Raw genomic sequence first — 13423 nt, forward strand, 5'->3', positions numbered from 1 at the left:
CCGGGCCGATAGGCGGTACGAAAAGGGTGGGCAAATTGCCCACCCTTTTTATTCCCCACGCATGACCGCGCCCCAGCCGAGTGCTCCCTGATAGGACACGGAGGCGCGCGCAACCTCGGCGGCGCTGCCGAGTACCTCCAGCGTGCTCCCCGTTTCCGACAGCCCCGCGTAGGCACCCACGAACACATCCGTAATGCCGATGGAATCTTCCAGATGCTCGATCGGTTCGGCGGCAAGCTCGTAGGCTTCGCCGTCCACGATGGCGCGCACGGCGCCGTCCGACATGATCTGGGCGACCGTTCCCACCCCGCGGCTAGAGAGCCAGAGGAGGAGGGAATCATCGGACACCGTAGGAAGTGAAAAACCGGCACCCGCAATGATGACGTCAACGTGGTCAAGGAAGGAACGTACAGATTCCGTCGGGTAGTCCACGCCGAGTATGACGGGGATACCGCGCTGCCGCGCTGTACGGGCGAGGGCCAAACCCACGTCGCTTACCTCGGCGTCGACCACCAGCGCGTCGGCGCCCTCCAGAACGTCCGCGGCCGGGAATCCGTGCGGCATGGTAGCCGTATCGGGTACAAGCGCCGACGTGGTTCCGTCGGCCTCCACGACGAGCGTAGCGGCCGGAACCGAGGCGGACTCGAGCGGCTCCAACGCGACGTTAGCGGCGTCGAGAAACCCACGCACCACCTGGAGCTGGGCGCCTTGACCTACCGGGCTTACTAGGACGGCGTCGGCGGTAAACAGGGCGGCCGTGCGGGCAGCGTTTGCGGCCACTCCACCAATATCCAGCGCGGTAGCAATGGCCGTGTGCTTTTCACCGCTACGCGGAAACGAATCCACGCGATGAATGAGATCGAGGCGGGTTTGCCCGCAAAATACGATGCGCATGTGTCCACACTATCGAGCCATCTGCTACCGCCGGAACAAACACTCTAGAATAGCCGGGTAGAAAATCAACGAAAGGCCACCATGTCCGAAACGCTCAGCCCGCTTGATGAGGCGGGAATCCGCGGGGCAGTGGCGGAGGCACAGACCGCATTTACAGCGGCCACGACGCATGAGGAACTGAAGGCGGCCCGCGCCGCACATATCGGAGACTCCGCGCCCATTACACTTGCCAACGCCCAGATCCGACACCTTGAGAAGAAAGATAAGCCCACCGCCGGAAAACTATTAGGGGCGGCGCGTAAGGAGATTATGGCGGCCTTTAATGCCGCTACCGAGCGCGTTGATGCAGCGGAATTGGAGCGGGCACTTGCCACCGAAACCGTGGATGTAACGGTGCCGGTCAGTGCCGCGCCGCGCGGTGCACGTCATCCGCTCACCACGCTCGCCAATGATATTGAGGACTTCTTTATCTCCATGGGCTGGGATATCGCGGAGGGCCCGGAGATTGAACACGAGTGGTTCAACTTTGACTCGTTGAACTTCGGCCCGGACCATCCGGCGCGCCAAATGCAAGACACCTTCTACGTGCAGGGTGTGGAAACCGTGGGGGCGAAGGAAGGCCACGGGGAGCCGGGCGCTCCGACGTCGTCCCTGGAAGAAACCGAACACCTGGTACTGCGCACCCACACCTCCCCGGTGCAGTCCCGTTCGCTGCTTTCCCGCGGCGTGCCGCTCTACATTGCCTGCCCGGGCAAGGTGTTCCGGACGGATGCACTGGATGCCACACACACGCCGGTGTTTCATCAGGTGGAAGCGCTCGCCGTGGATGAAGGGTTGACCATGGCGCACCTCAAGGGCACCCTCGACCACTTCGCGCGCACCATGTTCGGGCCGGACGCCAAGACGCGCCTGCGCCCCTCCTACTTCCCATTCACGGAGCCGTCCGCGGAGATGGATCTGTGGTTCCCGCAGAAAGCCGGCGGTCCTGGCTGGATCGAGTGGGGCGGCTGCGGCATGGTCAACCCGGCCGTACTGGCCAACAACGGTATTGACCCCACGCGTTACACGGGCTTCGCGTTCGGCATGGGCATTGAACGCACGCTCATGCTGCGCAATTCAATTGCTGATATGCGGGACATGGTGGAAGGCGACGTGCGCTTCTCCACGCAGTTTGGCACCACCGGAAGGGGAATCTAATGCCGCTCATTCCAATTGATTGGCTCTCGGACCACGTGGAAACACCCGTGGACCTGACCCCGGAGCAGCTGGCCAAGGATCTGGTGCGTGTGGGCTTGGAAGAAGAAGCTATTCACGACGCCGAAGTGACCGGTCCCGTGGTAGTGGGGCGCGTACTCACGCGGGATGCCAAGGAGCAGCACAACGGCAAGGTGATTAATTACTGCCGCGTGGATGTGGGCGCGTTCAACGACGCGCCGGGCGAGGGCAAAGAGCCCTCCGAACTGCCGTCCCGCGGGATTATTTGCGGTGCGCACAATTTCGAGGTGGGGGACTACGTGGTGGCCTCGCTACCCGGCGCCGTGCTGCCCGGTGACTTCGCGATTGCGGCACGGAAAACGTACGGGCATCTTTCTGATGGCATGCTGTGCTCCGCCCGCGAACTCGGGCTCGGGGAGGATCACGACGGCATCATCATCCTTGCGCACTCCGCGGAAGAGGCTGCGGACAAGGGTGTGCCGGCGGTGGGCGAGGATGTGCTCTCCTACCTTGGATTTGGCGGGCGCACGCTGGAAATTAACATCACGCCCGACCGCGGGTACTGCTTCTCCATGCGTGGCGTGGCACGCGAATTCCATCACTCGACAGGCGCGGCCTTCACGGATCGGGCGCTGGAGGAGAACCTGCCCGAGCCTCTACCGGAGGTAAAGAACGGCTTCCCGGTGGTGGTGGAGGACAGTGCGCCCATCCACGGTGTTGCGGGCGTGGACCTTTACACCACGCGGATTGTACGCGGCGTGGATTCTTCCGCCACCAGCCCGGACTGGATGCAGCGCCGCCTGAAGGAGGCGGGCATGCGGCCCATTTCCCTCACCGTGGACGTGTCCAATTACGTGATGCTGGATTTGGGCCTGCCCTCGCATACATTCGATCTGGCCAAGGTGGTGGCGCCGATCGTGGTGCGCCGCGCGAAGGACGGGGAAACGCTTACCACGCTGGACGGGGTGACACGGGAGCTCTCCACAGAGGACCTTGTCATCAGCGATTCCAAGGGTGGGCACGGGGCTCGCGTGCTTGGGCTGGCCGGTGTGATGGGAGGCGAGAGCACTGAAATCACTGAGACCACGCGTGACGTGCTCATCGAGGTAGCCCACTTTGACCCGGTGACTATTGCCCGCACGGCGCGGCGGCACCGGTTACCGTCCGAGGCCTCGAAGCGTTTCGAGCGCGGGGTGGATCCCGCCGCCGCGCGCGTGGCCGGGCAGCGGATTGTCGACCTGCTGGTTCAGTACGGTGGTGGTGAGGCCGGCCCCGAGGTGGGCCAGTACGGAACGGTGGCGGAGCCGGCGGCCATCACCTTTGCCCCGGCAGAAGTAGAACGTCTCACCGGACTCCGTGTGGACGCGCAGCGGATTCGCGGGATTCTTGAGGATATTGGCTGCACGGTTTCGGGCTCTGACCCGATGACGGTCACACCTCCCACGTGGCGTCCGGACCTCAATATCCCGGCGGATCTCGTGGAGGAAGTAGCCCGTATTGAGGGCTACGATGCCATTCCATCCGTTGTGCCGGCCGCCCGGCCTGGACACGGACTCACCCGCCTTCAGCGGCAGCGCCGCGATATCCAGCGGGCATTGGCGGACGCCGGATGGGTGCAGGTGCTCTCCTATCCGTTTATGAGCGAGTCCGAGTTCGACGCCGAGCTGATCCCGGCCGATGACCCGCGCCGCACGGCCCTGCGACTGGTGAATCCGCTCCAGGATGAGGCGCCGCTCATGCGTACGTCCCTGTTGGACACGCTTCTCAAGACGGCGCGTCTTAACGTGGCACGGCAGAATCCGGCCGTCGCATTGTTTGAGACCGGCCTGGTAACGCGGCCCGCGGGTATTACCGCGGCGGTAATTCCCGAGGCAGGACAGCGCCCCGATGATACGGAGCTGGACGCATTGGCCCGTGCGGTGCCGCATCAGCCGCATCATGTGGCGGGCGTGGCCGTGGGGGCGAAGTCAGAACCGCAGGCCGGATTCGAGCCAGAATCCTGGGATTGGCGGGACGCCGTGAGTGCCGCGCTATCCGTGGCGGCCGTGACATACGCGGATGCGTCGGTTCATGCTGCCTCGCATGCTCCGTTCCATCCGGGACGTTGCGCAGAAATCACCGTGGGGTCCACCGTGGTGGGTTACGCGGGGGAGTTGCACCCCTCCGTGGTGGCAGCCTTCGAGCTACTCGAGCGTGCAGTGGCATTCGAAGTGGACACGGATGCGCTGGCCGCGGCTTCACCGGCTCAAGCGCTTCAGGTGGCACCCGTCTACACAGCGCCACCCGCCAAGGAGGACCTTGCCTTTGATGTTCCGGCGAATGCGCCGGCAGGCGAGGTGGAAGCTGTGATTCGCGAGGCCGCCGGTGCGCGGCTGGAGAGTCTCACCCTGTTTGACGTGTACACCGGGGACCAGATCGAGGACGGCCACAAGTCACTGGCGTTCTCGATCCGCCTCCGCGGTGAACAAACACTCAAAGCCGACGATGTGGCGGGACTGCGCAAGCGGATTGTCAAGCGGGTGCGTAAGCGCTTCGGTGGTGAGCTGAGGGCCTAGCGGCTCGTTGGAGTAGGAGCTGGGCAAAACAGTGGGGGCTACATCGATAGATGCAGCCCCCACTCTCGTCGTTCTACGCGGCGCCCAAAACTAGTCCCGGCGCGGACGGCGCGACTTGTGGAAGCGGCCACCGCGGCGCTCGGGGCCGTGATCCTCGGAGATACGCAGTGCACGCCCGGATACCGTGGCCTCGGAAATACGGTGACGCGTTTCCGTATCGAGCGGCACGCCGATCTCCACCAGGGAGAACGTGGGGTAGATGTCGATGTGCCCCAGATCGGAGCCGGCCAAGCCGCCCTCGCCGGTGAGCGCACCCACAATGGCGCCCGGCTTCACGTGATCCTTGTGTCCCACTTCGATGCGATAGCGCTTCGCATGCTGCAACGAACGGTGGCTGGAGGTGCGCTCCTTGCGGCGCGGACGGTCACGGTCCGAATGATCCCGCCGCCCCGCCTTGATGACGTTTGGCACCTCATCCTCAACAGGTCCCGGATCCCGCACGCCGAGTGCCAACAACCCGGCTAGGAGGTCCGCGCGATTCCCGCCCGCGGTGTCGAACGCGCTGAGCAGCTGCCGGTACACATCCAACCGGCCGTTCCCAACGCGGGTGATGGCACGCTGCACCAGTTCCTCGGCGCGGGTCTTAAATACCGTTTCGGCGGTGGGAATATCCACCTCGGTCATCTCAGACTTTGTCATCTTGGCGATGCGGCGAAGCCGAGAAATCTCGCGCGGCGTAACGAAGGTGAGAGAGCGCCCGTGGCGTCCGGCGCGGCCGGTACGCCCAATGCGGTGCACATAGGTGTCCGCCTCACGCGGCACGTCATAGTTGACCACCAGGCCAATACGTTCCACATCCAGTCCGCGCGCAGCCACATCGGTAGCCACCAGCACGTCCAGCGTGCCATTGCGCAACCGGCTCACCAGGCGTTCGCGGTCTTTCTGCGCGACATCTCCGGAGAGAGCGGCGGTGGCCACCCCGCGGGAACCAAGTTCAAGGGCCAGCTCTTCGGCCGTGGCGCGGGTACGCACAAATACCAGCGCCGCGTCCGCCTTGGAGACGGCGAGAACACGAGCAAGAGCGTTCACCTTATGCCGGGTGGGTACCACTGCGTACGTCTGCAGTACGGTGGAGACCGTGGAGGCCGGCGGGGTAACGGAGATTTCTGCAGGATTGTGCAGGTGCTGGTCCGCGATACGCCGGATGGATTTCGGCATGGTAGCGGAGAATAGTGCGGAGACGCGTCCCTCGGCGGGCAGTTCGGCCGCGATCTTCTCCACGTCTTCAGCAAAGCCCATCCGGAGCATCTCGTCGGCTTCGTCAAGTACGAAATACGTGACGTGGCTGAGTTTGAGGGCGCCACGATCCATGAGATCCATGATGCGGCCGGGCGTGCCAACCACTACCTGGACCCCATCCTTCAGCGCATGCAGCTGAGGGCCGTAGGGGGAGCCGCCGTATACGGCGAGCACCCGGACACCGCGTGAATGAGACGCGAAATCCTCGATGGCCTGTGCCCCCTGCATGGCCAGTTCGCGGGTGGGCGCCATGACAAGCGCCTGCACCTCCGTGTTTTCCGGGTCCACGCGGGCGAGCAGCGGCAGCGAGAAGGCGGCGGTTTTACCGGTACCAGTTTGTGCGACGCCGATCACGTCTCGGCCCTCAAGCAGGAGCGGAATGGTTTGGGCCTGAATCGCGGTGGGCGTTTTGAAGCCCATGTCAGCAACGGCCGCGCGGATATCCTCCGGCAGCCCTAGGGAATCGAATGTGATGGCGTTTTCGGGCACGCCGGAGCCCACAGAATTTTCCACACTTACCTCAATGCGTAGCGGCTCACCGCACACACATTGCGGTACAGCCGGGGCGAATTTCGCCGGTGTTACCGTACCTGGAATTTGCTGTTTGTCTGGCGATTGTGCGCAATCACTCCGCGGTGGGTGCGTGGCGGTGCAACCCGCGCTGTGCCCATTGACACCGCGGTGGGTGATGAGTCCGCTGGCACGCTGCGCTAGGCGTCGTGCTCCGTTACCTCGGCCATACGCGGATCAGCATGGAGCGGATCATCGAGCCGTTGCGCGGCTTTTGTGCCGCCCTCCGGAATAATCCGCGCGGCGGCAAAGGAGGCAACGTGGAAAAACATAATCATCACGGCAAAGGCGATGGCTAGCGCCATGCCCTGCGAGGTGGGGAGGGCGCCAATCACAATGCCAATGATGGCGGCACAGAATGCCCCGCCGTAGGTATCCGCCAACTGGAGTGACGACGAGGTGCGGCCCTGGTTTTCCAGCGAGGATATTCCCAGTGCATGCACGCTCAATGCCGGGTAGGCCACACCGGTGAACAATCCTGCCAGCGTCCAGCCGGCTACCACTAACCAGGCTGTGACATTCGGCAGGCATCCGAGCACCACCATCCACACCACCACGGTGGTACCGGCGGCGCCCACGAACGGGAGCCGGGCGCGTACGGCGTCGTCCGTAATACGCCCCGAGGCCCAGGAGCCAATGGCCCACGTGATGGAACCGACCGACACAATGTAGCCGGCAAAATCCGGACGCCAGCCGTGCACCTCCTGCAGCATGAGGGGCATGAACATCTCCATTGCCACGTAGCACCCGTTGAGAAATACGCGGGAAAGGATGGTGGCGGGTAGGCCACGCTTCGCCCGGTAGGTTCCGCGGGGGAGCAGGGGAGAAAGGAACGCGAATCCGGCGATGGCGGCCACCACGCCGGCCGCGTAGGTAAGCGGTGTGAAGGTGTGTGCGCCGGACACCATCTGCAGTGCCACCATGGCCAAGCCCGCGCCGATGGCGGGCAGAACGGTGCGAAGTATGTGTTCGGTGGGGCGTACACGATGGGGCGGAAGGATACGGACCACGCGGAGCACCAACGGCATGATGAGAATCATGAGCACGGGTACGGCGCCAAACACAATGCGCCAGTTCCAGTGCATGACGATGAACCCGGCGATGGCGGGGCCGATGAGCGAGGGCAGCACCCAGGCGGCGGCGAAAGCGGCGAAGAACGAGGGCTGACGTGCCGGTTTCACGGATCCGCCCACCATCGCGTAGAGGGGCACAATGACCATGCCGCCTCCCAGCCCGGCCACCGCGCGTCCCACCACAAACCAGATCATGGTGGGTGCGAACGCTGAGGCGAGCAAACCGGCGGCAAACATGGCGAGCCCCGTAACAAGCGGACGTACGGTGCCGCGGGCGTCGGACCAGGGGCCAGCCAGCGCGGCCGTCATCAACTGAGTGGAGAGCACCACACCCATCGCGAGGGCGTAGAGGCTTTGCCCGTCGAGGGCGCGGGCGACGGTTGGCATCGCGGTGGTGACTGAGAGATTCTCGAATGCTACAAGCGTGATGAGTGTCACCGCCACCACCTTGAGGAAACGTTCACCCCTCGGGTCCAAATACGAATTCGCAGTCACCTTGTCCTCTTCACCTATATCCATCGCTTGAGTGGCGCGGAAAAGTCCAGGCACCGCTAGACTAGACCAGGCAATTTCACCCGTCGAGTGAAAGCGCTGGACCGCCCGTCTCGCGGCCCATGTCAAAGTTGAAAGAGGAAATAGTGCTACGTACGCGCAACGCCGGCTCCCTCCGTCTCGAGGACGCTGGAAAGGAAGTTACGTTGGCCGGGTGGGTGGACCGCCGGCGCGATCACGGCGGTATCGCCTTCATTGATCTACGCGACGCATCGGGCATTGCCCAGCTCACCATTCGCGAGGAGATCGCCCACGAACTGCGCTCCGAATACTGCATCCAGGTGACCGGTACGGTGCGGGAGCGGCCGGAAGGAAATGAGAATCCTGCCCTGCCCACCGGTGAAATCGAGGTGGAGACGGAGAAGGTGACCGTTCTCTCCGCTGCTGACGCGTTGCCCTTCCAGGTGTCCGATCATGCGGAGGATGCCGGTAATGTGCGCGAGGACGTTCGGCTGCGCTACCGCTACCTGGATCTTCGCCGCTCCTATGAGCAGCGTGCGTTGCGCCTGCGCTCCGAGGCGAATAAGGCCGCCCGCGGCGTGTTGGACAAGCACGGTTTTGTTGAGGTGGAAACCCCTACGCTCACCCGCTCCACGCCGGAGGGCGCGCGCGATTTCCTGGTGCCGGCGCGCCTCAACCCGGGGACGTGGTACGCGCTGCCGCAGTCCCCGCAGCTGTTCAAGCAGCTTCTCATGGTGGGCGGCATGGAACGCTACTATCAGCTGGCGCGCTGCTATCGCGATGAGGACTTCCGCGCGGACCGCCAGCCTGAGTTCACCCAGCTTGACGTGGAAATGAGCTTCGTGGAGCAGGACGACGTCATTGCGGTGGCCGAAGATGTTATCAAGGCCATCTGGGGCCTCATCGGCTACGAGGTGAAGACGCCGATTCCGCGCATGACATTCAAGGATGCCATGGAGAAGTACGGTTCCGATAAGCCGGATTTGCGCTTTGGTCAGGAGCTGGTGGATCTCACCGAGTACTTCAAGAACACGCCGTTCCGCGTATTTCAGAACCCATACGTGGGTGCTGTGGTGATGCCCGGAGGCGCCTCCCAGCCGCGGCGCACTTTCGATAAGTGGCAGACCTGGGCGAAGGCCCGGGGTGCGCATGGCCTCGCCTACATTACGGTGGCCGAGGACGGCACATTGGGTGGCCCGGTCGCCAAGAACATTTCTGACTCCGAGCGCGCTGGCATTTGTGAGGCCACGGGCGCCAAGCCCGGTGATTGCATCTTCTTTGCCGCCGGCGAACCCACGTTCTCTCGTGAGCTCCTCGGTGCCGCCCGGCTTGAGATCGGCAAGCGCGCCGGTCTCATTGATGAGAAGGCGTGGGCTTTCACCTGGGTGGTGGACGCGCCCATGTTCAAGCCGGCCTCCGAGGCCGTGGCTGAGGGTGATGTGGCCGTCGGCTCCGGGAAGTGGACGGCCGTGCACCACGCGTTCACGGCTCCGAAGCCCGATCAGATTGACACCTTCGACCAGGATCCGGCCTCCGCTCTCACCAATGCCTACGACATTGTGTGCAACGGCAACGAGATTGGTGGCGGTTCCATCCGTATTCATGATCGCTCCGTGCAGGAACGTGTGTTCAAGGTGATGGGGCTCTCCGAGGAAGAGGCGAACGAGAAGTTCGGCTTCCTGCTCACGGCCTTCAAGTTCGGCGCGCCGCCTCACGGGGGCATTGCGTTCGGCTGGGACCGCATCTTCTCCCTGCTGGTGGGTGCACCGTCTATTCGCGACGTCATTGCTTTCCCGAAGATCGGCAATGGCTGGGATCCGCTTACCGATGCGCCGGGGGCTATTACGGCTCAGCAGCGCAAGGAGGCCGGTGTCGACGCGAAGCCAAAGGAGCACGCGTCGGTCGATGAGAACGGCGCGCCCGTGACGGAGGAATCCGCGAAGTAAAACGCTGATTGCTAGCGTCCGGTGGCCCCGCCCTGTGCGGGGCCATTTCCGACGCCGAAGTGGGCGGGCAAGTTTTCGGCACCCTGTGGCGAGTGGGTTTCGCGCTGTCGATTGCGGATGCCCGGCAGCATACTAGTGCGTGCGAAGATACTCGGCGTGGTGGACGCCTTCAAGAAGTCGCGGATCGGCGTCGCGTGGCACGACGGAGAATTTTCCGCTTGGTTCGGCCACAATTCCGGCCACGGCATCCGGAGAGATAAATCCGTACACACGCAGAATTTCGGCCACGTCCTCACGATGAATAGCCGCGTGCTTGGAGCGCAGGATGCCCTGTTCCGGCGTCCACACGACATAGGCGTGAGCGAGGAGTGCCCGTTTACCTCGCTGCGTACGCGCAGCCAATCCCGCGATTACACGCAGAATGGTGAGCGTGAAGAGTGCGATTATCCCTGCCGCCAGCGTTGGGGTGTGCCCCAGCATTACTCGCCCCGCGATTGCTCCAATTACTACGACGCCGGCCACATCGGTCGTGGAAAGCCTCGCCAGGGTTGTCTGCCCCAGTAGACGCAGCAGAACAATAAAAAATACGTACATGATGGCGGTGGAGGCGGCGACAGCACCGGCCTGTAACCAGGAGAGTCCGAGCAGATCGGCGAAACTCAATGAGGAAAACACACGCTTATCCTGGCACGCGGGGCAGCGCGCCGCAGAATGACCGCTGACGCGTGCAAATGACCGCCGGCGCTAACGCAACGTAGTGACGTCGGCGGACGTAAGGTGATCAATAGTCCGGGCATCCTTCGCGTCCTGCGCGAAACGCGGCTGCCGCTCCGATAGCCCGAGCTTCAGGTAGGCGCGCTCCAACCATCGCGGTGCCCACCAATTCCACCGTCCCAGCACGGTCATTGTGGCCGGAACCAATAGCATGCGCACCAGCGTGGCATCGAAGAAGACGGTGACCGCAAGCATGACGCCCAGCTGACGAATCGGCAGCATATCGCCGAATACAAATCCGATAAATACCGCGATGATGATGGCGGCAGCCGAGGTGATGATGCGCCCGGACGCCTGCAGTCCGCGCTGTACCGAGTGGTTGTTCGAATAGCCCGCATCCCAGAATTCCTTCATGCGCGCCACCAGGAATACCTCGTAATCCATGGAGAGTCCGAAACCGAAGGCCAGGCATAGGGCCACAATGTAGGTTGCCATGCCACTGAGCTGGGGGAGGCCCAAATATCCGTGCTCGAATAGCCACGCGGTAAATCCGAGCGAGGCAACCAGAGAAATAGTATTAATGATGACGGCCTTCAGTGGCACCACGAGGGAACCCGTCATCAAGAACAGCAGCACAAATACGGCAACAACAATGATCGCGAGCGCACCCCACGCGCCGCCCTCAAGCGCGGTATTAAAGTCCAGCTGCATGGCCGCACCGCCACCAACCAGCACGTTGGAGTGGTGGCGGATCTGCTGAACGGTATCCACCACCTGCTGCCCGACGGCGTCGGAGGAGGATGTCCGCACCGCAATCGAATACCAGCCGTCTTCCCGGGCGACGGGCTCACTGACGTTCGTGACGCCGTCGAGGGTCTTGAGCCAGGCCGCCTCGGCCGCGGCGTTCTGCTTTGTCATGACCGTGATGTGAGGTGACGCAAGATCCGGATAGCTGGTGTTCAGTGTGCGTGTCACCGTGTTGATACTTGCCGTATCTGGCAGCACCTCGCTGGTATCCACGCGCATGTTCGCCTGGCCGAGCGGAACCATAAAGAGGCCGAGGAGCGCCAGAATAATGAGCATGGTCAGCCAGGGAATGCGCTGCACGGCCCGGGCGATCGTGGAAAAGGCGCCGTGACTGGTGCCCACATCCGCCTGGAAGCCGGGGATGCGCTTAAGCATGGAAGGCCGCGCAATACGCGCCCCGAGAAGCATGAGAATAGCGGGGACAGCGGTGGTGGCTGCGCATACGGCCAGCAGGGCGATGATGACGGCGCCGATAGAGATCACGCGGAGGAGTGGCACACGAATAACCAGTAGCCCGCACAGGGCCGCGGCGATGGTGACCGCGGAAAACACCACGGTGCGGCCGGCCGTGGCCACGGTGGTTGTGATGGCTTCAATTTGGGCGTCGCGGAAGCCTGCTGGCGTGGGCGTGCCGCGAGGACCGATGGTGATGCCTCGAGCGGTGAGGGAGGCGCGAAGTTCCTCGCGGTAGCGGGAAACCACCAGCAGCCCGTAATCGATGGATAGCGCAATCCCGATGATAGAGATGACATTCAGGATGAGCGAATCGATGGTGGCCGCAAAGGTGCCTACCCAGAGGCAGCCTGCCGCGGTAAAAATTGCCAGGATGGCTCCCGCAAAAGGCATGAGGGCCGCGAGGAAGCCGCCGAATACGATGACCATGAGGATCAGGGCTACGGGCAGGCCAATGGATTCGCCAGTGACGAGGTCTGCGCGGGCTACACCGTTCACGGATTCCAGGGCGAGGTCTGAGGAGGTGGAGGTGAGGGTGCCCTGGGGAGCGAGCGCGTCCCGCCCGTCATTGAGCAGCTGAAGAATTGTGGCTTCGTTGGACTTTTGCGTAGCGCCGTCGGACATGGTGATGGCGATGACGTAGCCATCTTCTGAGAGGAAGGAAGCGAGCTGATTCGTTGCGGTGGTGCGTGCCTGCTCGCGCGCCTGCGCTACCGCCGTGTTGCGTACCTGGGATTCGGAGGGCTGGCCGGCCTGAGCGGAGGCCATCTGCTCCTGTACCTGCTGGGTGGCGAGCGTTTCGGGAACGCCGCGGGCCACCAGCTCGGCGACGGCGTTCGCCGCCTGCTGCTGGGCCGTAGTCGCGGCCTGTTCCAGCTCCTTATCAACCGCCGCGTTGGCCTGTTTACTCGCCTCCTCAAGCGCGTCATACGTCACCGCGGGTGGGATGATAACGGAAGAAACTCCGGGAAGCTTCTTTATTTTGGCCTGAATCGCAGAGGCCTTCTCGCCGTCCGCGGCATCGGCGGTGGTGCCTGAAATAACGGAGACGATTTGGTAGTCATGCGCCGCCTTCTGGATGTCGGTGACGCGGGCGGACTGGCTCCCGGGAACACTGAAATCCGAAGTGCCGAGGCGGCTAAAAATGCTGCCCTGGCCGAACCCAGTGCCCGCTGCAACAACGAAGAACAGTGCTATCGCGCACCAGGCAATAATGACTCTCCGTGGATGAAGCGCGACCCTGCGTCCAAGCCAACTGAACATATTCATATGATGGCAGAGAATCCTGGAAATTTGCGGAAATCGGATTTCGGGCGGCACCGGCGCGCGGGTGCTGACGGCGGTACCCACCGTGGTTGGCGTGAGGATGCACCAGCGGTCCGGA

8 protein-coding genes are annotated in these 13423 nt (G+C 63.2%); 3 read left to right on the plus strand and 5 right to left on the minus strand.

Annotated elements, in window-relative coordinates:
- Positions 1-48: 48 nt before the first annotated feature.
- Entirely contained in the window at positions 49-894 is an 846-nt protein-coding gene (locus EIH27_RS02515; protein WP_124039403.1) for a PfkB family carbohydrate kinase, read from the minus strand.
- Positions 895-975: 81 nt separating this feature from the next.
- Between EIH27_RS02515 and pheS the strand changes: the two genes are divergently transcribed.
- Positions 976-2091, plus strand: coding sequence for a phenylalanine--tRNA ligase subunit alpha (pheS, locus tag EIH27_RS02520; RefSeq protein ID WP_124039404.1), 1116 nt, complete (start codon positions 976-978; stop codon positions 2089-2091).
- A complete protein-coding gene (gene pheT, locus EIH27_RS02525; RefSeq protein WP_124039405.1) occupies positions 2091-4664 on the plus strand; it encodes a phenylalanine--tRNA ligase subunit beta in 2574 nt (857 codons plus the stop codon). Before pheS ends, pheT begins: the two co-directional genes overlap by 1 nt.
- A gap of 90 nt (positions 4665-4754) precedes the next feature.
- Here pheT and EIH27_RS02530 read toward each other — a convergent pair whose 3' ends face one another.
- Complete coding sequence (locus EIH27_RS02530; RefSeq protein ID WP_241152938.1) at positions 4755-6476, minus strand: DEAD/DEAH box helicase; 1722 nt, start codon at positions 6474-6476, stop codon at positions 4755-4757.
- Positions 6477-6673: 197 nt separating this feature from the next.
- Positions 6674-8155, minus strand: a complete 1482-nt coding sequence (locus tag EIH27_RS02535) for an MFS transporter (protein ID WP_124039406.1) — start codon at positions 8153-8155, stop codon at positions 6674-6676.
- Between the two features lie 89 nt (positions 8156-8244).
- Here EIH27_RS02535 and aspS point away from each other — a divergent pair, with 89 nt between their 5' ends.
- Complete coding sequence (gene aspS, locus EIH27_RS02540; protein ID WP_124040112.1) at positions 8245-10065, plus strand: aspartate--tRNA ligase; 1821 nt, start codon at positions 8245-8247, stop codon at positions 10063-10065.
- A 132-nt stretch (positions 10066-10197) separates the two neighbouring features.
- Here aspS and EIH27_RS02545 read toward each other — a convergent pair whose 3' ends face one another.
- Both EIH27_RS02545 and EIH27_RS02550 read right to left on the minus strand, forming a co-directional pair.
- Complete coding sequence (locus EIH27_RS02545; protein ID WP_124039407.1) at positions 10198-10740, minus strand: DUF421 domain-containing protein; 543 nt, start codon at positions 10738-10740, stop codon at positions 10198-10200.
- A 69-nt stretch (positions 10741-10809) separates the two neighbouring features.
- Positions 10810-13302, minus strand: coding sequence for an MMPL family transporter (locus EIH27_RS02550; protein ID WP_164461579.1), 2493 nt, complete (start codon positions 13300-13302; stop codon positions 10810-10812).
- Positions 13303-13423: the final 121 nt, after the last annotated feature.

The organism is Neoactinobaculum massilliense (assembly GCF_900604955.1).
GTDB classification, from domain to species: Bacteria; Actinomycetota; Actinomycetes; order Actinomycetales; family Actinomycetaceae; genus Neoactinobaculum; species Neoactinobaculum massilliense.